Here is a 25,960-nt window from a genome sequence, read left to right on the forward strand (position 1 = left end):
ACCAGTTACCTGATGATAATCGCTATTTTCAATACCTATTGTAGTAACAATGTAACGTAGACCGTAATTATTAATAAATCAGCACTGCCACCAAGGCTATAATGCCCTTGAGTCGCCTCCTGATCCAAGTTTAGCAGGCCTTCTTGCCCTATTGATGTTTTGACACCCCCAGCTGCAACAATCGCAGCTGCTTGTGCCTGAACATCTTTTAGTGTCTGTAAACGACCACTTCGCTTCACTAAGTTGGAATCTTCCGAAACACTGATGATTTTCATCAATGTATTCAATAAGCGTGTATTCCAATTACCAGTTTGTTTTCGCAAATAAGGGTAGGCTGCTTCAAAAATCGTTGGATAGCCAGCTTGTGCTTCACCACGAATGCCAACTAGACCGTACTTAAGATACATTTTTTCACCATTGGTAAGTTGTGCTGGCGATTTTTGGTGAAGTGTTTTGAAATCATTCTTCACTAATCCAGCCAACATCTTTTGAACCATTTGGCTGAGTGCTGTTGCGGCTAATGCGTCCTTTTGTTGCAGATAGCCTGTTGCACTCAATAAAATCCCCAGTGAGAAAATCGCGCCTTTATGCGTGTTAACCCCTTTAGTCGCTTGGCGCATCGCTTCTTCAGCCTGAATCCCTAATGGCCGAATTTGTGTCATTAATGACGTTAAATCAGCCTGATTAAATGTTGCGCCTACGCGAACAAATTGTTCAAAAAAAGGTAATAACACGACACTACTATCAATGAATGTAAAGAAATCCATATCCATATGTGTTTTGTGATCAATTGGATCCACCAACCCTGGTTTGGGATAACAACTCACTTCGTATAAAAGAGCGCGCTGCGCAAGTTGCGCGATTTCTTGGGGTGTTTTCATCTAATCAGTCTCCATAAATAATTGATATTGTTGGTTAATCGCCGCTTGTAATTCCGCCACCGTATGACGGCGACTTCTAGCACAAACTTTAGTAGGTTGTTCGCATAATAAACAGCGCCGTGTTGGTTGTCCTAATGCTTGTCGACTTATCGGCTGCACTTGTTGTAAATCTGATTGCCAAATCAAAACATCAATATCAAATAATCGCCCTAAAGCATGTCGATCCTCGAATATTGCCGCTTGTTTTTTAATAGCCAAGGACGACCCTTCTACGATTAAAAAGGTCTCTGGGCCAGTTGATTTCGACCAATCTATTTGTCGAACAACAACTAGCTTTTGTTTAAAAGCAGCTAGTCCTGCCAAGAATAAACGTGTTAAGTCAGCATTATTCTTAATAGGTCCTGGAATATTGAGTTTTAAAGCAACAACACTCTGCGTTTGACTAGCATCTGCAACTAATTGATTTTGTAATTCAACTCGTTGATCTCGATTATTTAATACTGCGGTAATCTCTTGCGGGATTCCTGTTGCAAATAGATTAAGCATTTTACTAGTCCTTCACTTGGTAAACGACATCCATTAAAGTGCCATCACGATATTCAATCAAAGCAACTGGCTTATCTGTGAATGCTAATGGCGCCGCTTGACCGACAATTTTAGCAGCTTTTTGACGAAGTTCTTCAATCGTAAATACTGGTACACCAGGAATATTAGCTAGTGCTTCAAGTAAATCTTTCCGTTTAGGATTAATCGCAATCCCTAATTCTGTCACTAAAACATCAATTGAATCACCAGGTGTAACAACTGTCGTCACATCATCAACAACCGTTGCAATCCGACCTCTGACAATTGGTGCTGAAATAATCGTTAACTTAGCATTAGCAGCATCTTGATGACCACCGATTGCCCCACGTAAAACACCGTCTGAGCCAGTCATAACATTAACGTTATATTTCGTATCGATTTCAAGCGCTGATAAAATGCAGACATCTAGTTGGTTCACCGCTGCACCCTTGTTGTTAGGATCTGCATACCAAGAAGCATCAATTTCTTGTTGATTTTCGGTAGTAGCCATACTATCAGCAGCACCCTTATCAAAATCTTGAACATCTAAAATTTTGTCAACTAGGCCTTCGTTTAATAAATCAACGGTAGGTTTGGTAATGCCACCTAAAGCAAATGAAGCTGTGATTGATTTTTTCAACATTGATTCACGTAAATAACGTGTAACAGCTAATGCAGCACCGCCTGAACCTGTTTGGAATGAGAAACCTTGTTTGAAATAAGGGGAATGTGTAATAACAGCATTTACCATTTCAGCGATTTTTAATTCCTTAGGATCTTTAGTAAAGCGTGTTGCGCCTGAACCAATTTTCTCCGGATCGCCAACCTTGTCGACTTTTACCACGTAATCAACTTGCGTTTGTTTGATGCTAGCTGGTGTGTTGGGATATGGCATAATCGTGTCAGTTAATAAAATGACCTTATCTGCATACTGTGCATCCATTAAAGCATAACCTAATGAACCAAAAACAGCATCGCCTTTAATCGCATTTGCATTACCGACTTCATCAGAATTAGGAACACCTAAGAAAGCAACATCGATTTTGATATCACCACTTTCGATGGCTCGTGCACGGTTACCATGTGAACGTAAAATAACAGGATTTTCTAAGCCACCATGTGAGACTAAATCACCTAATTCGCCACGCATCCCAGATGATGTAATATGTGTTACAACACCCGCCTTAATCGCTTTAACAACCATCTTATTCATCACATTTGTCAATGAACTTGGTGCTAGAGTTAAGTCTTTAAACCCTTGATCAATCAAGATTTGCATAACTGCATTAAAGACATAGTCCCCTTCACGGAAATGATGATGGAATGAAATAGTCATACCATCTTTGAGACCAACCTTTTTTATGACGTCTTCAATTGACGACACTAATTTAGCGTGACCTTGATCAACCGTTACTTTAGGCGCCACACGTTGAATTTCGGGATGCCCAATTTCAACAGTTTCAAATGGTTGATAACCCGTTTTCTTCATTAATTCATCTGGTAATTCTCGTTGTACATTATTCAGCATGCCAATTTCCCTCCTGATCAACTAAGTGTGATGCTTCTGCTAACATCATCGTCCGTTGTGCGCGAGCAACAACCGGTTTATCAACCATCTTACCGTTCAGGGCAATAACACCTGAACCCTTAATCCGCGCTTCTTCAATGGCATTTAAAACATCTTTTGCATTTTGGACATCTTTTTCAGTTGGTGCATAAATTGCATTAACTAATGGAATTTGGCGCGGATTAATAACTGACTTACCATCAAAACCAAGTTCATGAATTAACTCAACTTCGTGATTAAAACCGGCTTCGTTGTCGACATCTGAATAAACAGTATCAAAAGCGGCAATACCAGCAGCTCTAGCGCCATGTAAAATCATATTCCGAGCAAATGATAATTCTGCCCCATCAGGATAACGGTGTGTCTTCATATTTGTAACATAATCTTCAGCACCAATCGCAATACCGATTAAACGATCTGAGGCTTTTGCAATTGCGGGTGCATTTAAAACACCTTCAGCACTTTCAATGGCTGCCATCATCTTAGTTGTTTTAATTGGGATATTAAAATAAGCTTCAGCTTCTGCAATCACTGCTTCTGTTTCCAAGACATCATCAACTGTTTCAGTTTTTGGTAAACGAATAACGTTCACGCCAGCTTTAACCATTGCGAAGATATCAGGTCGGCCAAATGGTGTTTCCAAGCCATTAATTCTGACAACTAATTCTGTATCACCATAATCAACTGTTTGCAAAGCTTGCATCACTAGCATTCTAGCGGCGTCTTTTTCAGCAAGTGATACTGAGTCTTCTAAATCAAACATGACTGAATCGGCGCCATAAATCCCTGCATCCTTCAACATACCAGGGTTATTACCTGGTACAAACATCATCGTCCGTCGTAAACGTTCCATTAGCCTAATACCTCCCAATCTGGATCATTTTGTTTGTCGGTTGCTCGTTGAATAACTGTGATTAAGCGTGCTTTAATCGTACAATCTAAAGCCCCTTTATCGACTGCTTTAATCTTAACGTTTGTAAGTCCATATTGATCTAGGATTGTTTGCATTAAAGTTCAAATTTGTGTCCCAAATTGTTTTTCAACAGCACTTTCTAATTCAATTTCAGTTGGTCCTTCAATTTTAGAAAGCATGATTTGAATATCACTTGATTCTAGTGTGCCTGCAATTGCTGTATGTTTAATTTCCATCAACTTGCATCCCTTTCTGAATTCTGGCTTGTAAAATAGCCTGATTTTGTTTAATAAATTGATACGTCGTTTCTGGTACAAACGTATGGATTGTTTCAATTGTGCCATTTTGAATGGCTTTTCTAACTTGTGTCGCTGAAATAGTTTGTGTTGCTGCTTTCAGCCTTGGAATTACTTCAACGGTTATCTCTGGCGGTAAAGTAGCTTTCAACGCTTGATTGTAAAGTGCCGTTGTTTTAGAAAATGGTTCTTCCCCTAAGAAACGTTGCTGAATATTCAACTGCGCGGCAATTTTTTTAAACAACTGTGCATCCAAAGCAGTTTGATATTCAATTATATCTTGTGACTCTGGTAAAAAATATGAGGGGAATGTTGCGTAACTAACCATATAATCACTACTTTGTACCACGATTACATTTGGCAAATCAGAGAGACCTTGTTGAACCAATTTAAACCGTTCTTCAGTTGTAAAAAGTGACACATCCTGACTAACGACGAAAACGTAGACAAAATCACTCTTTTGAGCGGCCTGTGTAACCAAATAGCGATGCCCCAACGTAAATGGATTGGCATTCATCACAATCGCACTAATCGTTGCAGTAGATTGATTTTCAAGACGTGGTACCTGTGCAATAAATTGTTGTAAGGAGGCATCTCCGGCTTCCAATAATACGGCTAAGGAAGTTTGAGCCAAAAGTTTAAAGCCTACGAATTCAAAGCTTTGTCGATAAATCGGCTTTGTAAAAACAAAGAAATGAAAAACCCCTTGCTGCGTTAATGTATTGATCAGCGCCGAAATAATGTCGTTGAACAACTTACCGCCTTGATAGTTCGCATCAACAGCAATATATTTTAAAACATTTTTTTGATACGCACCAGTAGCAATCAGTCGTTGGTCTTCAAAAATGCCAAGACAGCCGTCGACATCAACAGGTGCTTGTGGTAAGCCTTCGATACCCTCTTGTGTGAGTAACGCGGCCCATTGTTTATAGTAATGCGGCTCTTTCAAGTTCAATTGTTTAAGTTGTTGAGAGTAATTCATTGAAAGCTCCTTTTAAGCAAATAATCGCATCAAGAATATTGATAATGTTACGGTAATGGCACCGCCTAAACGAACAGCCACTTGTGCAAATGGCATTAAGACCATCCGATCACCAGCTGCCAAAATCGCTAAAGCACCGGTTCCGCCTTGACCACTACAACATGATACCGCGATTGCCGTATCAACAGGATACATTCCCAAGAATTTAGCACTAAAGAAAGCAGCAGCGACAATTCCGGTAACTGTCACAACAATTGTGATCAACATTGGTACGTTCGTAAAGACCGTAATCAATGATTTCCAAGGTGTCATTGCAACCCCAACACCAAATAATAATGGCGGTGTGATGCCTTTAACCGTTAAACTATACAATGAACTCCCACCAGCTTGTAAGCTTGCCGGAATCCAACCCAACATTTTAGCAGCCATCACAACAATTAATAAAACAATTGGTGCTGGTAAATGAATAACACTATTGACCCAAACTCCTAATAAATAAAGCGCAATTGCTAAAATACCTGATACCAACATTTTTTCGATATCAGCACCGTTTGATTTTTGTGTTAAATTATCAAGCCCTGATTCAGCTTCATCCGATTCAACAAGACGGCCGTTCCCGGTTAATTCTGGGTGCACATCACCGATTTTTTTCAAAATACCCGCTAAGATAACTGCTACTAAACTACCTAACATAACACAAGGTAAAATCATGGCAAAAATCTTGGGTTGCGTCATTGAAATAATAGCTGCGTAACCTAATGATAGTGGCAAAGCACCTTCACCAACGCCACCGGCCATAATTGGTGCAATAACATAGAAATAACTCTTCCATGCAGAAAGGCCTAATAATGTTCCAACTGCGATTCCCAATATCGGACCAACAAGTTCACAAATTAATAAAACGACAATAATTCTGGTACTGGCCTTAATCAAAGTTTTACGATTCATCGCACTGATACTACCGACAATTAATAAAGCAATGAAAAATGCTAAGAAATTGTTGCGCGTCATAAAATTCGTTACAACATGAACAGTACTCTTAGGTAACCAATTCTGATAAACTAAATATGATGGTAAGAAGGTAACCACCAACACTTTCCCGCCTAATGATTTCAAGACCGGAATGTGTTTACCAACTTCTTCCAGAATAAATGAAAATAAAGTCATGATGCCTAAAGCACCTAACATATCATCTGGCATTTGATTTCCCATTGTTAATAGGACGTAGCCAAGTGTTAAGATTAAATAGAGTGGCATCGGAATAATACCAATGTGTAATGCAATAAATTTTTGAAATAAATTCTGATTGTTTACAGTTTTCTTTGCTTCCATATCAAAGACTCCATTCTAAAATCATTATTTATACTGCTTTACTGCTTCAACAACTGTTTCAACGACACCATCATCAAAGACACCGGGTACTATCTTTTCATTAGTTGGCGCTTTAATCATATTAGCTAAGGCTTTTGCAATCTCGGCTTCCATACCAGTTTCAAAGTGGTTTACATGGTTCTCAAGTAAGCCTCTGAAGAGTCCTGGAAATGCTAGAATATTATTAACTTGATTTGGATAGGCTGAGCTCCCGGTCGCAATCACTGCAGCGCCCGCTTTTTGCGCTAATGCCGGATTGATTTCAGGAATTGGATTGGCTAATGCAAAAATAATGGGATCAGTCGCCATTGATTTAACCATTGCTTCGGTTACGATTTCCCCAACTGATAAACCAATCAATGCATCTTGATCAACTAACGCTTCTGCTAGCGTATGCGCATCTGTGTTTGGTTGAACTGATTGAACAAACTTCAATTGATAATCATTTAGACTAGTACTTTGATCACGAACCACACCTTTTTGATCGACTAGTGTAATGTTTTGAATGCCTACATTAGCCAATAGCTTTGCTGTTGCTAGTCCTGAAGCGCCCGCACCATTAACAACGACCTTTAAATCAGTCAATGATTTGCCAACAACTTTAGCAGCGTTAATCAAGCCCGCTAAGACAACAATCGCTGTTCCCTCTTGATCATCATGATATACTGGAATATCGAGCACTTGATTCAATTGATCCTCAATTTCAAAACATCTAGGTGCCTTGATATCTTCCAAATGAATACCAGCGAAACTTTTACTGATATTCTTAATCGTTTGAACGAATTCTGGAACCGATGTTTGATCCAATGCAAGTGGAATCGCATCGACACCCGCTAATTCCTTATATAATAGTGCTTTTCCTTCAACGACTGGTAAGCCACCTTGGGGACCAATATCGCCCAACCCAAGCACTGCGGAACCATCTGTAATAATTGCAATTAACTTACCACTAACCGTATATTGGCGTGCGAGGGATGGATCTTGTTGAATTAATTTACTTAATCCGGCAACACCGGGTGTATATGCTTTACCTAAATCTGTTCTATTTTTCACAGGCAGTTCACCATAAATACTTAAAACGCCTGTATGCTTCTCGTGCAACGCTTTTATCTCATCAAGAGCCATTTGCATAACCTCCAATTTAAAATATTTTAAAAAAATAATATATTTTTAAAATATTTTAAATTAATAATACTTCTAATTCTTTATTTTGTAAATAGAAAGCGCTATATTTAATGTATAATATATTTTCATCTATTTTTTTAACAAACTAATTCAAGGAGATTACTATGGCCGAACAAACAAATACTGATTTATTGATCAATATTGCGCAAGATTTCTACATCAATCAATTAACAATTGCTGACATTTCAACTAAATATCAAGTTAGTCGTTACAAAATTTCAAAATATTTAGATGAAGCATTAACTAAAAACATTGTTTCAATTACAATTAGGTCACCTTTTGCTCGCAATCAGGAGCTTGAAAAACAACTTGGGGTTAGCTATCCCGGCCACCACTTTTACGTACTTGCTAACACTGAAAAAAATAGCAATGATGCCGACCGCTTTTACGCCTTCGCAGCCCAAAATGTCCAAAGTCTCATCGAACCTTTAAAAATTATTGGGCTAAGTTGGGGAGACACTGTTTATAACGTTATCGAACGGTTTAAACCAACAACCAAGGAACAACTTATTTTCACGCAATTCATGGGTGAAAACGGTAAATACAACTCACTTGCCGGCTCAATGCGGATGGTTCAAAAAGCGGCCAATAAATATAATAGTCAATACTCAACATTAAACGCCCCCCTCTACATTCTTAATGATCAAGTTCGCCAATTACTAGCACTTGAACCTGCAATCCAGCCAACCTTAACAACAGCACATCAAATGGATCTCATTCTAACTACTTTAGGAACAATGGAGTCCTTAGAATCGATTCCTAGTTGGCATGATAGTCTAGCCGCTTTATTCCCTAATATCAAGGCAAAACAGGTTGTTGGGTTACTTTATGGCCGACCATTCGATCAAGATGGCCACCTCTTAATCGATTCTAGCGCTGATAAAACCTTTGGCATTTCAATCGACGATATTCTCAAAGTCCCTATCCGAGTTGCCGTTGTTAATAATAAATTCAAGAGTTACGCTGTTGCTGCCGCATTACGAGGCAATTTTTTAACAGACGTTATTCTTGATGAACCCACAGCAACTAAGATTTTAGCGTCAAACGTTTAATGATAACCAAAAAGGCATCAAGACAAGTTAATCCTTGTCCTGATGCCTTTTTTAAGCTTCAATAAACGTTAATAGTACCTGATTAAACAAGCCAGATTGTTCAGCCATCACAATATGTCCGGCTTCTTCGATTATCTCAAAGTGACCATCGGCACCCATTTGAGCCACTGCTTCGGCAAATTCTGGATTAAAATAAGGGCTTTTCTTACCTGCGATTACCAAATATGGCCGCGTACTCTGTCGAATGACATCCCGCCAATCCTGAAATGCATGATCCACCAATAACGGTAAATCAAGTTCTCTATCAAATGGTTGTTGCTGTTTAATTGCAGTTACCAATTCGTTAGTCGCTGTATCAATCTTCCGATAGGTTGCACGACCAAAGTCTAATCTGAGTTGTATTGGAAAATTGGTCCAATCTAAGTCCTTAAAACCATAATGCCAAGTTTCATCAGCAATCATCTTAGGTGACTGGTCGACAACAACCACTTTAGCCAATTGTTGATCAGAATAAAGTGACATATAAGCCCAGATACAAGCGGCACCCATTGAATTACCAACTAAGATTGGTTTGACTAATCCAAGTGATGCAATTAATTCCGCAATATCTTTTGCCATTCGTGACATTCTTAATCCTTTTACCGTATGCTGCGCTAAGCCTTGATTACGGACGTCTAGCTGAATAACTCGAAATTGACGAGCCTCAAAGAAAATTGCTTGCGCATGCCAAATTTCTTTGGAAGCGCCAAAGCCGGCTAGAAAAACGATTGGTTGCCCTACACCAACATCTGAATAATCAAGTGACACTTTATCAGAAGTTATAAATTTCATTTAATCGCCTGACTAACATCCGTATCAATCTCACTTTGTGGGCCATCCCCGACAATAATGTCTTTGAATAAACCGTAAACAAAGCGGTTAGGATCGAATAATTGTAAGTCATTCATTTGTTCACCTAGACCAACCATCTTAACTGGCAAGTGTAGCTCTGTCCGAACAGCAAGGACAATCCCACCTTTAGCAGAGCCGTCCAGTTTTGTTAACACAATTCCGGTGACGTCAGTGGTTGATTTAAATTGTTTAGCTTGAACCAAGGCGTTTTGCCCAGTCGTTGCGTCTAATACTAACAAGACCTCTTGAGGGGCGCTTGGGATTTCACGCGTAATCACGCGTTTCACCTTTTCAAGTTCCTTCATCAAGTTGACGTTATTTTGCAAACGACCAGCCGTATCAACTAATAAGACGTCAAAGTTTTCTTCTTTAGCCCGCTTAACGGCATCAAAAGCAACGGCGGCTGGATCACTGCCTGCTTTATTAGCGACCACTGGTACTGAAACGCGGCGGCCCCATTCTTGCAACTGTTCGATTGCACCCGCTCTAAACGTATCACCAGCGGCAAGTAAGACCTTCTTACCGGCTTTTTCCAGTTGGTGAGCAAACTTCCCGATTGAAGTTGTCTTGCCGGCACCGTTAACGCCGACGAAAAGAAAGACTGTCAATTCACCTTCTGGGGCGAAATGTAATTCATTATCTTCTTGTTGTCCTTCTTGACCGTATAAATCGACTAATTTTTCAACAATCGCTTGTGAAACGGCTTCTGGTTTCTTAACGTTGCGTAACTTCACTTCTTCACGTAATTCGTCTGCAATTTTCATTGCTGTTTCATAACCAACATCGGCTTCGATTAACATTTCTTCAACGTCGTCAAAGAAAGATTCATCGACACTTCTGAAGTTAGCGAACAAGGCGTTCAACCGTTGTCCAAAAGTCTTCCGTGATTTTTCTAAACCTTGATCATATTTTTCAGTTTGAGCTGCTTGAACCGGTTCGGCTTCCGCATCGTCTGCCACCGTTGCTTCTTCTGAAACTGCTGGTTCATCAGTAACAATAACTGCCTCTTCAGGCGCTGCTGTTGCTTCAGGTTCAGCAACTTCCGGTTCTGGTTCAACTGGTGTTGGTGTTTCTGCGACCACTGGTTCAGTTGGTTCTTCGACTGGTGTTTCTGGTGTTTCTGGTGTTTCTGGTGTTTCTGGTGTTTCTGGTGTTTCTGGTGTTTCTGGTGTTTCTGGTGTTTCTGGTGTTTCTGGTGTTTCTGGTGTTTCTGGTGTTTCTGGTGTTTCTGGTGTTTCTGGTGTTTCTCCAGAATCGGTCTCGCCGGTTGAATCGTCAAGCTTTTCTGTCGATTTTTCAGCTGGATCGTCAGCTTCCTTTTCAGCAGTCGTTGCTTGTTCGTCGACGTTTTCCGGTTCTTTTTCTGGTTCTAACGTGAATGCTTTTTTAATGCGATCAAATAATCCCATGTCTTACCTCCTAGGCGGTTTCGTGTTCTTCTAACGAGACGGATACGATCTTCGAGATGCCTGATTCTGCCATTGTTACCCCGTATAACCGGTTGGCTTGGGTCATGGTGCCCTTGCGATGCGTAATAACGATAAATTGCGTCTCACTCTCATAGCGTTTCATAAAACGACCGAAGCGATCGACATTGGCTTCATCCAATGACGCTTCCACTTCGTCCAAAATACAAAACGGTACGGGCCGCACTTTTAAAATGGCAAATAACAACGTAATCGCCGTTAATGCGCGCTCGCCACCTGATAACAGGCTAAGGCGTTGTAGTTTTTTGCCAGGTGGTTGTGCAATGATATCAATCCCACTGGTTAATAAAGCAGATGGATCCGTCAAGGTTAATGACGCGTGCCCACCGCCAAACATCATTGGGAAGATTTCTTCAAAGGCCGCTGCGGTTTGGTCAAACGTTTGCTTGAAGCGTTTTTCAACTTCTGCATCCATTTCAGCCATCGACGCTAATAATTGTGACTTGGCGTCCAATAAATCGGCATCTTGTTGCATTAAGAAATCGTAACGTTCCTTAACCCGTTGATAATCCTCAATAGCCGCTAAATTGACAGTCCCTAAATCAGCTAAGCCTAATTTCAAAAGTTTGAGTTTTGACTTCAATTGGTCATTCGTTAAATCGGAAGCTTGTAAAGCCGATTTAGCCGCTTCATAACTCAACTGATAATCTTCGCGCAATGTCGTTAAGCGTTGGTCAATATTAATCTTAACACGGTTTAAAGCAACCGCGTTTTGTTCTTGCTCAGCTAAAGAATTCCGTTGCAATTGGTAGACACGCGTTGCGTTAGCTTGTAACGTTTGTTGCGTGGCCTTCAGCGTTTCTCGCGCCGTCCGTTTTGTTGCCAATTCGGCAGTAAGTTTTTGGATTAGTGCTTTAGTGGTCTTCAGTTGCGTCCGCCGTTCTTTTTGCGTCATCGCATCTTCAGAATCAGCTTGTTGCAATGCTGCGAGCGCTTGTTGGCTCGTTTCGAGTTGTTGCGTTAAATCGTTAGCCAATTGCGTGGCATCAGTAAGTTTTTCTTGTACATTTTTTTGTTCGGACTGCGCAACTGCCAACTTCGTTTCCAAAGCGGTTTGTTGTTGGCGAATCTGTTCTTGGCTTTGATCAAAATGTTGTAGTTGTTCATTGGCCGCATCCAGGTCCGCTTTTAACTGCGTGAGTTGTGCTTCAATTTCGGTAGCTGCTGCCTGTAATTCGCCTTGGCGTTTCAAGTCCGCATCGTAACTTTGTTGTTGTTGTTGAACTTGATAATCAGCCGCTTGTTGTTGGCGTTCGAATTGCGTAAGACGTTCGTTTAATAACGTCAACTCATTTTTTTGTGTTTGGTAATGCGTCTTAGCTGTTTCAAAGGCACCTTGTTGTTGTTCAAGTTGCGCCTGTTGCTCTGCCAAATCTTGGTGTAAAGCTTGTACCTTGGTTTGCTTTTGATCCAAGGCCAATTGCATTTTACTAATTTGTTGTTCCAAATCTGTTAATGTTTGCTTCCGTGCCAATAAACCACCATTATTTTGGCGATTATTATGGCCCCCAGTCATTGAACCCCCTGGACTTAAAATATCACCTGCTAAAGTGACAATTCGGTACCGATGTCCTGTCAGACGGCCAATCTTAATTGCTTCTGTCAATTCAGTGGCGATAATTAAATTCCCCATCAAATGCATCATGACCGGGTTAACAGCATCGTCGAACTGAATTAAATCGCTCGCAATACCAATAAAACCGGGTTCTGTTTGTAGTTGGTTCACCAAACTGCTTGGTAAAGTCCGCGGTTTCACGACATTATTTGGTAAAAAGGTGGCTCGACCCAGTCGATTACGTTTCAAATAATCGATTGCTTGTTGCGCCGTCTTTTCATCTGTCGTAACAATTTGTTGCAATTGTGCCCCTAATGCTAATTCAATCGCTTGTTGATAGTCATTAGGCACTGTCATTAATTCAGCAACCGCACCCAGTAAACCAGGTAATTGTTGTTTTTGCTTCAAGACCGCTTTGACACCTTGATAAAAGCCGGCGTAATCATCGTTTAATTCAGCTAAACTGGCTTGTTTGGCTTTTGCCTTTTGTAAAATACCAGAAGCTTGGAACCAATTATTTTGTTCCGTTTGATATTGCTTTTGTGTCGCACTGATTTGTTGTTGTAATTGACTTAGTTGCGTTTCTAAAGCCGCGTAGTCTGTTGCTAATTGGGCAACTTGTGCTTCTTTGGCCACCTTGTCAGCTTGCATCTGTGTCAATTGCGCACTGGTTTCATTGATTGAGCTATCTTGGCGCGTTAATTGTGTCTTCGTTTGTAGCAAGGCTTTTTCTAGATATTGTTGTTCGTTGCGATTGGTTGTTTGGGCTTGCATTTGATCGATGTAGTCTTGGCGGATCTGTTCAATCTTCGCCTTTAATTCGGCCTCACTACCTGATGCTTGTCGTTTCAAGGTTGCTAACTCATTTTTCAAGTCAGTTAATGTCGCAACTTTTTCTGTGTATGTTGCCTTGAGTGCTATTTGTTGCTGCTTAGCCGTTGTTGACTGCGTTTCTAATTGGGCGATTCGATCGACCAAGTTTTGACGATTAGCATCAGTATAGCTAGCCCGTTCCTTAGAAACATTTTCTTGACCCTGTAAATTTTCAGCCAAGCGACTCTTAACCAACAAGGTTTCATTGGCCGTTTCAATTTCTTGATCCAACGTTGCGACTTCCTGTTGGTTATCGGCCAACGCCTTATTGGTTTCTTGAATCTCACTTTCAATCTCGCCTAGTGCCTTAGCGAGTGTCTTGGCTTGCGCTTGGTATTGCGTTTGATCCGCTGCTAATTGATCAATTTCAACGACTAACAATTGTTGATGTAAGGCGTTAAATTGCGCTTTTTGTTCCAAATAATCTTGCGCGATACTGCTTTGTTCTTTGAGCGGTTCAACTTGTCCCTTTAATTCGTAAACAATATCGGCGATCCGACTTAAATTTTCATCGGTTTGATCTAATTCCGATTGAGCCTTTTTCTTTTGTTGCTTATATTTTAAAACACCGGCAGCTTCTTCAATGATATTGCGCCGATCCTCAGGTTTACTGTTAAATATAGCTTCAACCCGACCTTGCGAAATAATTGAAAAAGATTCTCGCCCTAAGCCAGAATCCATAAATAAGTTGACGATATCCTTTAATCGACAACTTTTTTGATTTAAATAAAACTCACTATCACCGTTACGAAATAGGCGACGGGTTAACGTCACATTATCTAGTTCTTGATTTAAATAGTGGTCACTATTATCGAAATTCAACGTAACTTCGGCGCGGTTCATCTGAGGCCGTAAATCAGTACCGGCAAAAATAATATCGGGCATCTTCTCGCCACGCAAGCTCTTGGCCGATTGTTCGCCCATCGCCCAACGAATTGCTTCTGTGATATTACTCTTACCGCTCCCGTTCGGGCCGACAATGCCGGTTAAGCCGTCTGAAAAATTAATTTCTGTCTTATCAGCAAATGATTTAAAGCCTGATAAGACTAATGATTTTAACTGCATGCACTAAACTCCCTACACTAACTTAATAATCGCAATTATGCTTTAAGTTGTTCTAACGCTTTTTTAGCTGCTGCTTGTTCGGCAGCTTTCTTATTGCGACCCACACCAGAGCCTAATACCCGATCGCCAACTAACACATCCACTTCAAATTGACGGTCATGTGAAGGGCCAACTTCCGCTAACAATTGATAGTCGATTTCGATTTCGATTTCGCCATCTTGTTGTAAGAACTCTTGTAAGTTTGTTTTGTAATCTGTTTGATCTGAGAATTCACCGGCTTCAATCTTGGGAAAAATAACTTGTGAAACAAAATCAACGACGGCGCCGCGACCTTGGTCTAAGAACAAAGCACCATTGAAGGCTTCAAATAAATCTTCCAAAAGTGTCGCCCGGGCGCGGGCCCCATTTTTCTCTTCACCTTTCCCTAAGCGAATGTAACGGTCAAAATGAGCTTCTTTTGAAAAACTACTGAAACTCTTCGTGCAGACAATTGCTGCTCGTAAACGTGTTAACTTACCTTCTGGCCAGTCAGGATACTTTTTGTAGAGGTATTCTGAGACCGTAATTTCCATAACGGCATCGCCAAGAAATTCCAATCGTTCATTGTCCCGCAAGCCTAACTCGCGATGTTCATTAACGTAAGACGAATGTGTGAACGCTTCGTCCAAAAGTGCTAAATTATTAAATTCAATACCATAACGGGCGCGAAGCTCGCTGACTAGTGCTGCATCCAAAATTAAATACCCCATTTCAACTGATTAATCTTTCACTATTATACCGTTTATACGGCTAAAAAAACAGCGCCGAACGCCGGTATTCCGAATTAAAGGCGCATAAAAAACGTCTGTTCTGAAATATTTATTTTAACACGCAAACAAATATTTCAAAATAGACGTTTCTCATTTAATTAGCTTGTTGCACAAGTGTCGCTAAAGCTGATTGGTAAGACGCAACTTCCGCTTCAGTCGCATAAACATAGTGTTCAGGCGCGACTTCTCGTAATTGGCGATCACCATCGTCACTTTCAATTGAACTATCGTAAGGCATCCGGCGACGTTGGCGCTCAATCTTAGGATCAGGCAACGGCACAGCCGATAATAAGCTTTGCGTATACGGATGGAGTGGGCGATCGTAAATATCGTCCGCTGATGCCAATTCCATAATCTTACCGTTATGCATAACGGCGATGCGATCACTAATGTATTTCACCATCGATAAATCATGGGCGATAAAGAGATACGTGAGGTTTTGTTGTTCCTGAATCTCTTTCATCAGGTTGACAACTTGCGCCTGAATCGACACATCCAAAGCTGAGATTGGTTCATCCGCAATGATAAATTTGGGTTTAACGGCTAAAGCACGGGCAATTCCAATCCGTTGCCGTTGCCCACCAGAGAATTCATGCGGATAACGCGTTGCGTGATCCTTATTGAGTCCGACTAAATCGAGCAATTCATTGACGCGCGCATCACTTTCGGCTTCATTTTTGACCAAATGATGAATGTGCAATCCTTCAGCAATGATATCTTTGACCTTCATCCGCGGATTAAGTGACGCGTATGGATCTTGGAAAATCATTTGAATTTCTTTGCGGAATTCCTTCATCTGGCGACTGTGTTCCTTGATTTTACTGATATCTTGCCCATCAAAATTAATTTCACCACTAGTTGGGCTGTAAAGCCGGATAATACTGCGACCAGTCGTACTTTTACCCGAACCAGACTCGCCAACTAACCCGAATGTTTCACCTTCGTAAATCTCAAAGGAAATATCATCGATGGCCTTCACTTCGGATTTTTTGCCCGGGTTAAAGTATTGTTTTAAATGTTTGACTTCAACTAAGACTTTACGTTGCTGTTTATCCATCTGACAGGCCTACTTTCTTATTTATAATTTAAAGAACGTTATGTTTTTTCATCAAAGCTTGGATTGCTGCTGGCGGTTCAACCGCTGGTGCATCTGGATGCAATAACCAGGTTGCCGCAAAATGCGTTTTGGAAACTTCAAAGAATGGTGGTTCTTCTTCCACATCGATTTGCAGTGCGTACGGATTCCGAGGTGCAAAAGCATCCCCTTTAGGTGGGTCCAACAAATCTGGCGGTGTCCCCGGAATCGCCTCTAACTTGCCCGCCGTTTCGAGTGTGGGCATCGAATTTAATAAGCCCCAAGTATACGGATGTTTGGGTTCATAAAAGACTTCGTCCACCAAACCGTATTCGATAATCTTGCCGGCATACATCACCGCTACCCGATCCGCAATCCCGGCCACAACGCCCAAATCATGGGTGATAAAGATGATTGACGTTTCGATTTTACGTTGTAGTTCTTTCATCAAGTCGATAATTTGCGCTTGCACTGTTACATCCAAGGCAGTTGTGGGTTCATCCGCAATCAAGATTTGCGGATAATCAACAATCGCAATCGCAATCACAATCCGTTGCCGCTGCCCACCAGAAAATTGGTGCGGATAATCTTTCATCCGTTCTTTGGCGTTCGGAATGCCGACTAATTCTAACACGGTTTGGGCCCGCTTCATCGCATCTTCTTTGTTCATCGTTTTGTGAACCAACAATGGTTCCGCCACTTGCTTGCCGATTGTCATGGTTGGATCAAGCGAGGTCATCGGATCTTGGAAGATCATCGAGATATCACTCCCACGAATCGCATCCATTTCACGTTCTGGTTTTTTCAATAAATCATCACCATGATACATGACGGTCCCGGCTTTAACGTGGGCGTTACTGGCCAGCAACCCCATAACGCTGCGCACGGTTACCGATTTACCTGATCCAGATTCGCCAACAATCGCTAGCGTTTCCCCTTTTTTAAGGTTAAAACTAACATCCCGAATTGCGTGGACGTCACCTGCATAGGTCTTAAAATCAATACTTAAATGATTAACTTCTAAAATATTTGCCATTTGACGACCTCCAACTATGAGACCGCGAACGGTCTTTTTTCGTAATTTGAAACGTGCTTATTGAAACTGACTTCTGCGCTTAACGACCTATTGCAAACAATCGGCTATACCGATTATTCACAACACTAAGTTAATGCTCAAAGTCAAACCGTTCCAAACACACTCTTTTTGAAACGTGCTTTCATTAACAGCTTTCTGCGCTTTGCTACGAATTGTAAACAATCGACTGCGTCGCTCCATTCACAACTCTATGCAAATGCTCAAAAGCTATCGTTAACGACACACTCTTTTTGAAACGTGCTCTCAAAAGCATATTCCTGCGGTTAGCGACATAAGTCAAACGATTGCTTGCAGCAATCATTCGTCTTGCTATGCTGATCCTCAGAATATAATCGCTTTTGACACACTTTATGATTTTGGATCAAATGCGTCTCTTAGGCCATCTGCTAGTAAGTTGACGGCAATCATGATGACACATAAGACTGCTGCTGGGTACCACATTTGATAGGGTAAGAACCGGAAGGCTTTTTGCCCATCAGATAATAAAGTCCCTAGCGATGCATTAGGTGCGGGAATCCCAATCCCAATAAAACTTAAGAATGCTTCGAAGAAGATCGCACTCGGAATGGTAAACATCGTTTGAATAATAATCGTTGACGATAAGTTAGGTACTAAATGTTTCATCGCAATCTTGAACGGTGTCTCCCCTAACGTTCTAGCAGCGAGCACAAATTCTTGCTCCTTTAGTTGGAAGGTCTGCGCCCGAATCAGTCGGGCCATCGTAATCCAGCCAGTAAAACCGATCGCAATGACGATTGATAAAAGTCCTGGTCGTAGAATTAACATCATCAGCACCACAACAATTAAGTTGGGAATTGAAGAGATAATTTCAATAAACCGTTGCATGAACGTATCAATCCGACCGCCCCGCCAACCGGAGATAATCCCGTATGGAATCCCAATCAACAAATCAACGAGCGTCGCTAGGACCCCAATCAATAGTGATAAACGTGTCCCATAAAGAATTCGTGAGAATAAATCCCGGCCGAGGTAATCAGTCCCTAAAATGAAATACTTGCCTTTAGGCACACCCGCTTGTTGATATTTATCAACTTTAACACCGGAAACGTCCATCTCACCTTTAAATCCTGGGATTTGACCGTCACCAATTTTAGGTGGGAGGTTGGCATACGCTACGTTTTGCGTATTGGGATTGTGCGGTGCAATCACGGGCGCCAATGCAGCCGCGATGATGATGATCAACAATACGAATAGTGAGACCACCGCCACCTTATTTTGCTTCAAGCGCCGAATTGCGTCTTGCATAAACGTTAATGAGGGTGCACTAATTTTTTCTTGTTCTTCATGTGTATCTTTATTAAGTGGTTTAAAAGATCCAGCTGTTAGCTTCGCATCTGCCATTTAACGTGCCCCCTGACCGTCGCTTAATCGAATACGAGGATCGATAATCCCATATAGAATATCAACGACTAAAATAATAACGGTTAATAAGAATGAGTAGAAAATCGTCAAGCCCATGATAGTTGGATAATCATTGGTCATGATTGATTTAACAAATTGTTCCCCAATACCGGGAATCGAGAAGATATTTTCAACAACCAATGAACCAGTCATTAAGTTGACCGCCATTGGGCCAATGATTGTCACAACCGGAATCATCGAATTACGAAGTGCATGTTTAGCAACAGTTTGCCACTTAGAGTTCCCCTTGGCCTTAGCCAATTCGATGTAATCACTACTTAAGACATCGACCATTTCAGTCCGCATGAACCGGGCCGTATTGGCTAATGGCGCTACTGCTAGCGCTAACGACGGTAGGATACTAGATGACCAACCATCCCATAAAGCGATTGGGAACATTTGTAATTTGAAAGCTAAGAAGAATTGGAGTAAAACAGCTAAGACGAAGTTGGGAATTGAAATCCCTAAGATTGAAAAGAACGTCGCCACGCCATCCACCCAAGTATTCTTGCGAATTGCCGCAACTGCCCCTAATAAAACCCCTAAAACGGACCCTAAAAGCATGGCTTGGGCCCCGATTTGAAGTGAGGGTCCTAAACGCGTCATGATGAGGTTGGCAACCGGTTGATTATTAAATTGGAAGGACGTTCCAAAATCACCGTGCAACAAACCACCCAGGTAAATAATATATTGTTGGAACAACGGCTTATTCAAACCGTATTGTTCGTTCATAATTCTTAATTGATCAGCGCTCATCTTTTGTTGATTCGTATATGGCGTCCCAGGCATCAGTTTCATCATGAAGAACGTCACAGAAGCGACAATGAATAGCGTTAATACTAGGTAAAAAATCCGTTTAATCAAATATTTACTCATAAGTTCGCTCCTAACAAAAACGGGCTTCATTGTTTTTCAACGCCGAAACCCATCTTTTATAAAGTCAGTTTATTTTTTTAAATAAAGTGAGACATTATTGTAATTTCCAGAAGGGCCGTAATCTAACCCTTTGACGCTTGAGTTAGTGAGGTACGCACGTCCTGATTGATACAATGGAATGACACCAGATTCTTTATTCATAATATCTTGGGCTTTGATGAGATTTTGCCATCTTGCTTTGTCGTTATTGGCATTTTCTGTTTTGCTTGCTTTGATTTGAGCATCAAATTCAGGATTACTCCACTTACCGTTATTGTTGTCGCCACCCGTCACGAATAAGTCTAAGAATGTAATTGGATCTGGGAAATCAGCATTCCAAGCACTGACAACCATATCGAAATCACCGTTATCCGAACGTGTTAAACGTGTCTTAAATGGTACGTTGGCAAGTGTTACCTTCAAACCAGGTAAGTTCTTTTCAAGCGTATCTTGGAGATATTCTGCTTGTTTCTTAGCAGTATCCGTATCATCACCTAATAATGTATAGTTAAACGTCTTACCCGTTTGACCGGTTTCAGCTAACCCTTCCTTCCAAAGCTTCGTTGCTTCTTTAGGATTATAGGTTGTATTTTTCTTGCCCTCGGCATTTAACTCACTTGTGAAATCTTTTTTAGTCGTGGGATCGAAACTCATGCCTTTTGGCGTTAATGAAGCTACTGGTGCAGAACCGTCGCCTAACACTTGGTTAACCAACTCTTTACGGTTAATCGTCATTGAGATTGCCTGTCTGATCTTGGCATTCTTGAAGATTGGGTTCTTAGCTTGGTTAACTTGCATATAGAATGTAGCAGCTTGTTGTTGGGTTGAATAATGAGAATCATTCTTCATTTGTTTAGCAGTATCGCCACTGATATTTGTGCGATCAAGCTTATTACTTTGGAATAAGTTCAAAGCAGTTGATGGGTCCTTAACTACTTGGTATTTCAAAGTTTTCACTTTAACAGCCTTAGCATTCCAGTAGTTAGTATTTTTAACTTCTTTCCAAGCACTATCTGGGCCGTTCCAACCAGATAACTTGTAAGGGCCGTTGAAGACTAATGTCTTAGCATTTGTCCCGTAGCTCTTACCCGCTTTCTTAACAGCATCTGGATAAACTGGGAAGAATGTTGAACTGGTCATTAATTGACTGAAGTATGGAATTGGTTTTTCTAAAGTAACTTGTAATGTGTGTTTATCTTTGGCAACTACCCCTAATGAACTAACGGGTTGTTTACCTGAAGTGATGGCTACTGCATTTTCAATACCTTCATAAATGTAAGCATATTGTGAGCCAACTTTTGGATCGACAACTCGGCGCCATGCATAGACGAAATCTTCCGCTGTAACAGCCTTGCCGTTACTCCATTTTGCATCTTTGCGTAATGGGAAAGTATATGTTAACCCATTATTAGTTGGTTTAACCACTTTCGTCGCAATCGCTGGTTTAATGGTCTTGCCTTCATAACGGTAAAGACCTTCCATCGTGTCCGTTAACGCCTGCGCCCCAATCACGTCGGTGTTCAATGCAGGATCCATCGTTGAAATCACATCGGTTGTTGAAAAACTAACCGTATCTGTTGAACCTGCATTCTTGCTACCTGAGGAACCACACGCTGCCAATAATAATGTTATCGCCACCGTCGTTACACCTAATACTAAACCCTTTTCTCGTCTCATGTGGACACTCCCTTCAGTTGTTAAAAATAATCATACCTGATTGAAAATGAAAAGTAAATAATAAAGATTAAAATATTCTAATTTAATTTAGTTGAATTACCAACGTTCGTAATTAGAAAATTAGAATCTCTCATAAATAATAACGATTATTATGTGAAAATGCTCATTTTCAATTATCTATTCTTAACCCTGAAAGGATTGACAAGCTTAATCATAGCGCTATTTTGTAACTTCGAAAAGTTTTCTGTCTTGTTTGGGGACAAAAAAATAGGAAGGGTAGCCAAAAGTGACTTTTAGCTCCCCCTCCTATACTAAACGTGGGCTATTAGTCATATCCTTGTGGTTAACGTCGCATGTCAAACGATTGCTGCGCAATCATTCACCACTCTTTGTTAATCCGCAGGATATACCCAACTGATAGCACACTCTCAAAAAAAATAGACCGTGAATTATCACGGTCCAATTGACTACTTTATTTGGTCTTCGCTTTAATGTATGCAACGGCATCTGCCACTGTTGCGATTTTTTCAGCTTCTTCATCTGGAATCTCGGCACCAAACGTGTCTTCCAATTCTAAGACGAACTCAACAATATCAATTGAATCAGCATCAAGATCTGCTTTAAAGTTCAATTCAAATCGGTCAGCAATAATTGCTGCAATCTTATCAAAGATTTCTTGTTCACTCATGTTAAAAACCTCCAAATTGAAACACTTTCGCACCTAATTATTTTGGGTATCCAGTGATTATACATAACTTCCACGTTTCTTTCAAGCAATCGATTTTATGCCTGCGAAAGTCATTGTAACGCCTTTGAAAGACATTGTCTAGCTATTTAATTAGAATTCTTTTGCGCAGCTTGGTCACTGAAATAATCGATGACTTTTTGAACCGTTTGATTAGCTAACATCGCATGAATTTGTTTAACCGTATAGTAGACTGTACGTGCATCGGCAGCCCCGTGCGCCTTGATAACGGGTGCTTTCAAGCCAAGTAAAACAGCCCCGCCATAAATGGACGTATCAAATTTTTCTCTGATACCCCCGACACTCCCTTTTAATAATAGGCCACCAATTTTTTCTTTGACCCCAGCATCCATAATCGCGTGTTTCACTTGTGACATGACGATTGTGGCAGTGCCTTCGATTGCTTTTAACGTTGCATTGCCAGTAAAGCCATCCGTCACAACAACATCAGCAACACCTTTTAATAAATCGTTAGCTTCAACGTTCCCGACAAAATTCAAATCTGGATCATCCGCTAAGAGTTGGTACGTTGCCTTATGCAATTCGTCACCCTTAGTCGCTTCTGTCCCGTTATTCAACAATGCGATTCGCGGATTTTCGATGCCCCGGACGTCTTTAGCATAGAAATTACCCATTAAACCGTATTGATGCAAGTGTTCTGGCTTAGCTTCAGCATTGGCACCAACGTCTAACATATTGAAACCTTGATCAGAATTAATCGATGGTAAAGTGGGCATTAAGCCTGGACGATCAATTCCTTTTACCCGGCCGATAATAAATAACCCGGCTGCTAATAAGGCCCCTGTGTTCCCTAATGAGAAGAGTGCATCTGCTTGGCCATCCTTAACCGCTTGGGCGGCTAAAACCATTGAGGCCTGCTTCTTACGGCGAATAGCGCGGACTGGTTCGTCATCACTCGCAATTTTTTCTGTGGTATGCACGATTGTTAAGCGCGTCATATCATCGATTAAGGGTTCAATCTGTGCTTGATCGCCATATAGAATAAAATCTAGGTCCGTAAATTCTGAACGGGCTTGTAAAACCCCTTCGATTACTGATTGAGGCGCGAAATCGCCGCCCATTGCATCAACTGCTACTTTCATGCTACTTCCTCTTCTTTCATTAATCTAATGTTTGATAGTTTTGTTTTTGTTGTGCGAGATACGCTTTTAAAGGCGCGTACGCCGGTTGGCTAAAAGTAGGATCAACCGTGAAGATTTTTTGTACTTCTTGCTGTGCGACCTGTAAACTGGCAAAATCAGCGACTGGATCACCAACCTTGAAAACTGGTAATCCTGATTGGCGATCACCAAAGACCTCACCGGGACCTCGCAACTCTAAATCCTTTTGCGCGACGACAAAGCCGTTGGTCGTTTCAGTCATAATCGTCATTCGATCAACACCTTGTTGGTTCTTAGGATCAGCAATCAATAGACAGTAGGCCTTTTTCTTGCCCCGACCAACCCGGCCACGCAATTGATGAAGTTGGGCTAAGCCAAACCGGTCAGCATCGAAAATCATCATCACGGTCGCATTAGGCACATCGACCCCGACTTCAACGACGGTCGTTGAAACCAGTAGTTGAATCTCGTTATTTGAAAAAGCCGTCATAATCCGGTTTTTCTCGTCATCCTTCAACTTACCGTGTAATAGCGCCACATGGTACTGCGGCTCAAACCGATCCGCCAAAGTCGCGTAGATTTCTTCCGCATTTTTGAGATCCATTTGTTCCGACTCCGCAATTAACGGCGTAATCGCAAAAACTTGCGAGTTGTCAGCCAATTGTTTTTGAACAAACGAGAGCGCTTGTTCAACCTGGTTACTACGCACCCAACTGGTTTCAATTGGAATCCGACCTTTAGGTAACTCATCGATGGTCGAAACATCCATTTCGCCATAGGCGGTAATTGCCAAGGTCCGCGGAATCGGTGTCGCTGTCATTGCCAGCATATCAGGCTGCAAGCCTTTTTCACGTAGCACGCGCCGTTGATTGACCCCAAATCGATGTTGTTCATCGATGACGGCAAAGCCTAACTTGTGGTAAACCACGGCATCTTGAATAAGTGCGTGCGTTCCGACAATGATATTGATCCGACCGGATTCAATATCCGCCAACAACGTCCGGCGCTCCTTGGCGGTTGTCGAACCAGTTAGTAACCCAACCGTCACATTCATTGGTGCATAAAGCTTTTGTAGGCTCTGATAATGTTGTTCCGCCAAAATTTCGGTGGGCACCATTAAGGCCGCTTGGAAACCGGCCGTCACCGCAGCAAACATCGCAATCGCCGCGACAATCGTCTTCCCAGACCCAACATCCCCTTGTAAAAGACGGTTCATATGTGCCGGTGCCTTAAGGTCTAAACAAATTTCGTTGACCACCCGCTTTTGAGCATCCGTTAAATCAAACGGTAATGTCTTAATAAATTCCTTGAGGGCTGCGTTTTGATAAGGCAGTGCTAAGCCATTTTCAACATGGCGGTCTGCTTGTTTAATCGCCTGCAATTGCAGTTGGTACAAGAAGAATTCATGAAAAATGGCGGTGCGTCGCGCCTGCTTGGCTTCTGGGTAGCTTTCCGGAAAATGCATTCCAGCAATCAGTTCCACTTCAGAAACTAACTTATACCGCTCGCGAATATCGGCCGGAATCAAATCCGGAATGACATTGCGATAATTATCAAACGCTTCGCGAATCAATTTTACGAGTGTGCCTTGACGCACGTTTTTATTGGCTGAATAAATCGCCGCGAACGAAGGATTATCAGCCGATTGAACCGCTAAAACCTTCATCCCGGTTAAACTATTCCGTCTAGCATCCCATTTACCATAAACAGCAATATCAACGCCTGCTTCAAATTTATCCTTCAAGTAGGGTTGATTGAAAAAAGTCACCATAATGACATCATGATTAATCAATAACCGGACGTTTAGCCGTGTCTTACCCGGTCCCCAACGACTGACGACTGGATCAGCGACAACGGTTCCTTTTAAGGTGACCTTTTCCTGATCGACCGCTTCTGAGAGATCCTTAACCTTTAAATCCTCGTAACGAAACGGAAAATAATACAATAGATCACTGATTGTTGCGATTCCTAATTGATTGAGGGCTGTCAAACGCTTCGGGCCAACACCCGTTAAAACAGTCACAGAATCCGTTAAACTTAACACTGACAGCACCTCCGTTTTTTGATGACTTAAACGTGCTTTTCAAACCATCCTTCTGTGGCTAGCTATGTCCCGCAAACGAATGACTTCATCACTCATTCACTGGACTAGGCTAGTCCTCGAATGATAACCGGTTTGAACGCACTTCTTTTTTAACGTGCTTTTTGAAACTGACTCTTGCGCTTAACAACATTTGTCAAATCAGCGATTACATCGCCAATTCGCCAAATCAAGTTAATCCTCAGAGTCAAAACGTTTCAAACACACTTCTTTTTTAACGTGCTTTCATTAACAGCTTCCTGTGCTTTACTACGTATTGCAAATAATCGACTACGTCGCTTATTCACAACACTAAGTAAATGCTCAGAAGCTAATCG

Annotated in this window: 20 protein-coding genes and 1 pseudogene; 1 reads left to right on the forward strand and 20 read right to left on the reverse strand. The window is 41.4% G+C overall.

Going from position 1 to position 25,960, the window contains the following annotated elements:
- Positions 1-35 precede the first annotated feature (35 nt).
- From citG to LEUCM_RS08630, 8 genes and pseudogenes are all read right to left on the reverse strand, one after another.
- Positions 36-881, reverse strand: a complete 846-nt coding sequence (citG, locus tag LEUCM_RS08595; protein WP_035146297.1) for a triphosphoribosyl-dephospho-CoA synthase CitG — start codon at positions 879-881, stop codon at positions 36-38.
- Entirely contained in the window at positions 882-1,427 is a 546-nt protein-coding gene (gene citX / locus LEUCM_RS08600; RefSeq protein ID WP_025015855.1) for a citrate lyase holo-[acyl-carrier protein] synthase, read from the reverse strand.
- A gap of 4 nt (positions 1,428-1,431) precedes the next feature.
- Positions 1,432-2,973 (reverse strand): citrate lyase subunit alpha, encoded by a 1,542-nt coding sequence (gene citF / locus LEUCM_RS08605; protein ID WP_016264885.1) that lies wholly within the window; start codon positions 2,971-2,973, stop codon positions 1,432-1,434.
- Positions 2,963-3,865 carry a citrate (pro-3S)-lyase subunit beta gene (gene citE / locus LEUCM_RS08610; protein WP_016264884.1) on the reverse strand — a complete coding sequence of 301 codons (903 nt, stop codon included), beginning with the start codon at positions 3,863-3,865 and terminating at the stop codon, positions 2,963-2,965. The genes citF and citE overlap by 11 nt, the downstream gene beginning before the upstream one ends.
- Positions 3,865-4,161: pseudogene (gene citD / locus LEUCM_RS08615) on the reverse strand (citrate lyase acyl carrier protein). The gene citE and the pseudogene citD overlap by 1 nt, the downstream one beginning before the upstream one ends.
- Entirely contained in the window at positions 4,151-5,203 is a 1,053-nt protein-coding gene (citC, locus tag LEUCM_RS08620) for a [citrate (pro-3S)-lyase] ligase (RefSeq protein ID WP_025015857.1), read from the reverse strand. The pseudogene citD and the gene citC overlap by 11 nt, the downstream one beginning before the upstream one ends.
- Before the next feature lie 12 nt (positions 5,204-5,215).
- Entirely contained in the window at positions 5,216-6,535 is a 1,320-nt protein-coding gene (locus LEUCM_RS08625) for a 2-hydroxycarboxylate transporter family protein (RefSeq protein ID WP_016264881.1), read from the reverse strand.
- A gap of 24 nt (positions 6,536-6,559) precedes the next feature.
- A complete protein-coding gene (locus LEUCM_RS08630) occupies positions 6,560-7,699 on the reverse strand; it encodes an NAD(P)-dependent malic enzyme (RefSeq protein WP_035146302.1) in 1,140 nt (379 codons plus the stop codon).
- 164 nt (positions 7,700-7,863) lie between these two features.
- Here LEUCM_RS08630 and LEUCM_RS08635 point away from each other — a divergent pair, with 164 nt between their 5' ends.
- Complete coding sequence (locus tag LEUCM_RS08635; RefSeq protein ID WP_025015858.1) at positions 7,864-8,811, forward strand: sugar-binding transcriptional regulator; 948 nt, start codon at positions 7,864-7,866, stop codon at positions 8,809-8,811.
- A 51-nt stretch (positions 8,812-8,862) separates the two neighbouring features.
- On the opposite strand, the gene LEUCM_RS08640 is transcribed toward LEUCM_RS08635, so the two are convergent.
- The 12 genes from LEUCM_RS08640 to recG all read right to left on the reverse strand — a co-directional run bounded on the left by LEUCM_RS08640 (position 8,863) and on the right by recG (position 25,592).
- Positions 8,863-9,642, reverse strand: coding sequence for an alpha/beta fold hydrolase (locus LEUCM_RS08640; protein WP_025015859.1), 780 nt, complete (start codon positions 9,640-9,642; stop codon positions 8,863-8,865).
- Positions 9,639-11,111, reverse strand: a complete 1,473-nt coding sequence (gene ftsY / locus LEUCM_RS08645; protein ID WP_096695401.1) for a signal recognition particle-docking protein FtsY — start codon at positions 11,109-11,111, stop codon at positions 9,639-9,641. The genes LEUCM_RS08640 and ftsY overlap by 4 nt, the downstream gene beginning before the upstream one ends.
- A 10-nt stretch (positions 11,112-11,121) precedes the next feature.
- Positions 11,122-14,682 (reverse strand): chromosome segregation protein SMC, encoded by a 3,561-nt coding sequence (smc, locus tag LEUCM_RS08650; RefSeq protein WP_056936397.1) that lies wholly within the window; start codon positions 14,680-14,682, stop codon positions 11,122-11,124.
- Between the two features lie 35 nt (positions 14,683-14,717).
- The gene (rnc, locus tag LEUCM_RS08655) at positions 14,718-15,431 is read right to left on the reverse strand and encodes a ribonuclease III (RefSeq protein ID WP_371861460.1); all 714 of its coding nucleotides are present in this window, start codon (positions 15,429-15,431) and stop codon (positions 14,718-14,720) included.
- A gap of 154 nt (positions 15,432-15,585) precedes the next feature.
- A complete protein-coding gene (locus LEUCM_RS08660; protein WP_011374414.1) occupies positions 15,586-16,548 on the reverse strand; it encodes an ABC transporter ATP-binding protein in 963 nt (320 codons plus the stop codon).
- A 28-nt stretch (positions 16,549-16,576) separates the two neighbouring features.
- Positions 16,577-17,602 (reverse strand): ABC transporter ATP-binding protein, encoded by a 1,026-nt coding sequence (locus LEUCM_RS08665; RefSeq protein WP_016264874.1) that lies wholly within the window; start codon positions 17,600-17,602, stop codon positions 16,577-16,579.
- A gap of 408 nt (positions 17,603-18,010) precedes the next feature.
- A complete protein-coding gene (locus LEUCM_RS08670) occupies positions 18,011-19,024 on the reverse strand; it encodes an ABC transporter permease (protein ID WP_056936396.1) in 1,014 nt (337 codons plus the stop codon).
- Complete coding sequence (opp3b, locus tag LEUCM_RS08675; RefSeq protein WP_011374411.1) at positions 19,025-19,960, reverse strand: oligopeptide ABC transporter permease; 936 nt, start codon at positions 19,958-19,960, stop codon at positions 19,025-19,027.
- 69 nt (positions 19,961-20,029) lie between these two features.
- Positions 20,030-21,676 carry a peptide ABC transporter substrate-binding protein gene (locus tag LEUCM_RS08680; RefSeq protein ID WP_025015862.1) on the reverse strand — a complete coding sequence of 549 codons (1,647 nt, stop codon included), beginning with the start codon at positions 21,674-21,676 and terminating at the stop codon, positions 20,030-20,032.
- Positions 21,677-22,148: 472 nt separating this feature from the next.
- Positions 22,149-22,364, reverse strand: coding sequence for an acyl carrier protein (locus tag LEUCM_RS08685; RefSeq protein WP_025015863.1), 216 nt, complete (start codon positions 22,362-22,364; stop codon positions 22,149-22,151).
- A gap of 146 nt (positions 22,365-22,510) precedes the next feature.
- On the reverse strand, positions 22,511-23,524 hold the full coding sequence (plsX, locus tag LEUCM_RS08690) for a phosphate acyltransferase PlsX (RefSeq protein ID WP_016264871.1): 1,014 nt from the start codon (positions 23,522-23,524) through the stop codon (positions 22,511-22,513).
- A 19-nt stretch (positions 23,525-23,543) separates the two neighbouring features.
- Complete coding sequence (gene recG, locus LEUCM_RS08695; RefSeq protein ID WP_035148531.1) at positions 23,544-25,592, reverse strand: ATP-dependent DNA helicase RecG; 2,049 nt, start codon at positions 25,590-25,592, stop codon at positions 23,544-23,546.
- Positions 25,593-25,960 lie beyond the last annotated feature (368 nt).

This window comes from Latilactobacillus sakei subsp. sakei DSM 20017 = JCM 1157 (assembly GCF_002370355.1).
GTDB lineage: Bacteria > Bacillota > Bacilli > Lactobacillales > Lactobacillaceae > Latilactobacillus > Latilactobacillus sakei.

Coding starts and splice junctions, on each gene's coding strand:
- ftsY (WP_096695401.1), bottom strand. CDS start 11,111: ATGGGATTATTTGATCGCATTAAAAAAGCATTCACGTTAGAACCAGAA.
- LEUCM_RS08630 (WP_035146302.1), bottom strand. CDS start 7,699: ATGGCTCTTGATGAGATAAAAGCGTTGCACGAGAAGCATACAGGCGTT.
- citE (WP_016264884.1), bottom strand. CDS start 3,865: ATGGAACGTTTACGACGGACGATGATGTTTGTACCAGGTAATAACCCT.
- LEUCM_RS08640 (WP_025015859.1), bottom strand. CDS start 9,642: ATGAAATTTATAACTTCTGATAAAGTGTCACTTGATTATTCAGATGTT.
- LEUCM_RS08625 (WP_016264881.1), bottom strand. CDS start 6,535: ATGGAAGCAAAGAAAACTGTAAACAATCAGAATTTATTTCAAAAATTT.
- rnc (WP_371861460.1), bottom strand. CDS start 15,431: ATGGGGTATTTAATTTTGGATGCAGCACTAGTCAGCGAGCTTCGCGCC.
- citG (WP_035146297.1), bottom strand. CDS start 881: ATGAAAACACCCCAAGAAATCGCGCAACTTGCGCAGCGCGCTCTTTTA.
- citF (WP_016264885.1), bottom strand. CDS start 2,973: ATGCTGAATAATGTACAACGAGAATTACCAGATGAATTAATGAAGAAA.
- LEUCM_RS08665 (WP_016264874.1), bottom strand. CDS start 17,602: ATGGCAAATATTTTAGAAGTTAATCATTTAAGTATTGATTTTAAGACC.
- LEUCM_RS08670 (WP_056936396.1), bottom strand. CDS start 19,024: ATGGCAGATGCGAAGCTAACAGCTGGATCTTTTAAACCACTTAATAAA.
- LEUCM_RS08635 (WP_025015858.1), top strand. CDS start 7,864: ATGGCCGAACAAACAAATACTGATTTATTGATCAATATTGCGCAAGAT.
- LEUCM_RS08680 (WP_025015862.1), bottom strand. CDS start 21,676: ATGAGACGAGAAAAGGGTTTAGTATTAGGTGTAACGACGGTGGCGATA.
- smc (WP_056936397.1), bottom strand. CDS start 14,682: ATGCAGTTAAAATCATTAGTCTTATCAGGCTTTAAATCATTTGCTGAT.
- citX (WP_025015855.1), bottom strand. CDS start 1,427: ATGCTTAATCTATTTGCAACAGGAATCCCGCAAGAGATTACCGCAGTA.
- LEUCM_RS08685 (WP_025015863.1), bottom strand. CDS start 22,364: ATGAGTGAACAAGAAATCTTTGATAAGATTGCAGCAATTATTGCTGAC.
- LEUCM_RS08660 (WP_011374414.1), bottom strand. CDS start 16,548: ATGGATAAACAGCAACGTAAAGTCTTAGTTGAAGTCAAACATTTAAAA.
- citC (WP_025015857.1), bottom strand. CDS start 5,203: ATGAATTACTCTCAACAACTTAAACAATTGAACTTGAAAGAGCCGCAT.
- opp3b (WP_011374411.1), bottom strand. CDS start 19,960: ATGAGTAAATATTTGATTAAACGGATTTTTTACCTAGTATTAACGCTA.
- plsX (WP_016264871.1), bottom strand. CDS start 23,524: ATGAAAGTAGCAGTTGATGCAATGGGCGGCGATTTCGCGCCTCAATCA.